This is a genomic window from Leptospira weilii serovar Ranarum str. ICFT (assembly GCF_000332415.1).
GTDB lineage: Bacteria > Spirochaetota > Leptospiria > Leptospirales > Leptospiraceae > Leptospira > Leptospira weilii_A.
This window is the reverse complement of sequence record NZ_AOHC02000051.1, coordinates 1-1,497: the sequence shown is the minus strand read 5'-3', so window position 1 is coordinate 1,497 and position 1,497 is coordinate 1. Positions and strand designations below refer to the sequence as shown.

At 37.9% G+C, this 1,497-nt stretch carries 2 protein-coding genes; both read left to right on the top strand.

Annotated elements, in window-relative coordinates; all coding sequences use genetic code 11:
- Window positions 1-269: 269 nt before the first annotated feature.
- Entirely contained in the window at window positions 270-1,115 is an 846-nt protein-coding gene (locus LEP1GSC060_RS19030) for a hypothetical protein (RefSeq protein WP_003009112.1), read from the top strand.
- A 308-nt stretch (window positions 1,116-1,423) separates the two neighbouring features.
- Window positions 1,424-1,497, top strand: a 74-nt coding sequence (locus LEP1GSC060_RS20875) for an antitoxin (protein ID WP_420805492.1), incomplete at its 3' end; no start/stop codon positions are given.

Genomic DNA, 1,497 nt, shown 5'->3' with positions numbered 1-1,497 from the left:
ATCTTAAAATTGAAAACTGGCTTTAAAGATGCTGACCAGCGCCTAACTTCGGCTTCTCGCTTCGTTCGTCACTCGCGGTTCCCGCTCGGACTCACTACGGCTTCGCACATTCGCTTTGACGTTCGGCTTGTGATCGCTCACTAAGGTTCGCTCAAGCCTCCGTCAATCCCTTCGCGCACAGGCGCTTCGGGAACGCGAACGTCGAGAAGCCTCTTTCGTTAGGCGCAATCTTGCTATAAAATTATTTTGGAATCGTAAACGGATAGGCTATGCAAAGTTTCCCATCAATACAGAATTTTTTCAGCTTTTCACCAGAACTTAAAATCGAACAAATCATTTCAACGATTAGCTATATTAAATCCTTGCTGCCAGATGATATAAAACTTTCTGGAATGATAAAATCTAATCAAAAAGTATTTTCCCCAATCGAAACTTTGGAATCTTTTCAAAACATTTTTATTCAATGCAATGGGAATGTCGATTTAATGCAGATTAATTTTATGGGTACCGGAGAAAGAATAATTTTTATTTTCCAATTTGTTAATGAGATAACTGGTCCGAATGGAAATTATACCATAGAGAGTGGTTCTGAAGATCTCAACAACCAAATCGAAACCATATTAAGAGCTCAACTCAAACTTGAAAAAATGAGATTCGATGTGTATAATAGAAAAGAAGAATTAGTAGTAAATCCAATCTTCAAAAATCGAAATTTCACTTTAAACAAACACTATGCGTTTGTTTTAATGCCATTTACAGAAATTTGGTCAGATTTAGTTTGGGAAAAAATTAAACACCAGGTAACTTCATTAAACTTTAAATGCAAACGAGCCGACGACCTATCCGGGCATAATGTTCTTGAGGATATTTGGACAGGGATAAATGAAGCAAACCTCATTATTGCAGATCTAACCAATAAAAACCCAAATGTTTTCTACGAAATTGGAATTGCTCATACTCTTGGCAAACGAGTTATTCTAATTACTCAGGATGAAGGTACGCTTCCGTTTGATTTTAGAATTTACAGAGTAATTTTTTATACAAGTGATGAAGATGGGCTATCCCTGCTTTCAGAGCAATTAACAAAATTTATTACTAATTCGGAAAAACTTTAACGAAAGCAAGACTGCGCCTAACTTCGGCTTCTCACTGCGCTTCGAGATTGCTTCGCAACTCTCGCTTGGCCTTCGCCACATTCGCTTTGACGTTCGGCTTGTAATCGCTCACTAAGGCTCGCTCAAGCCTCCGTCAATCCCTTCGCGCACAGGCGCTCCGGGAACGCGAACGTCGAGAAGTCTCTTTCGTTAGGCGCAAGTCAGCAAAAATTTCTACTTTTCTCTATTTATCAGTTTCAAAATCATTTTGGCCAAATTATCGAAAAAATCATTGACTCTTTCTTATTCATATATATACTAAAATATATATGAATAAGGCTAAGNTTTTTAAAAACGGTGATAGCCAGGCAATTCGTTTACCTAAAAACTATCGCTTTAAAGG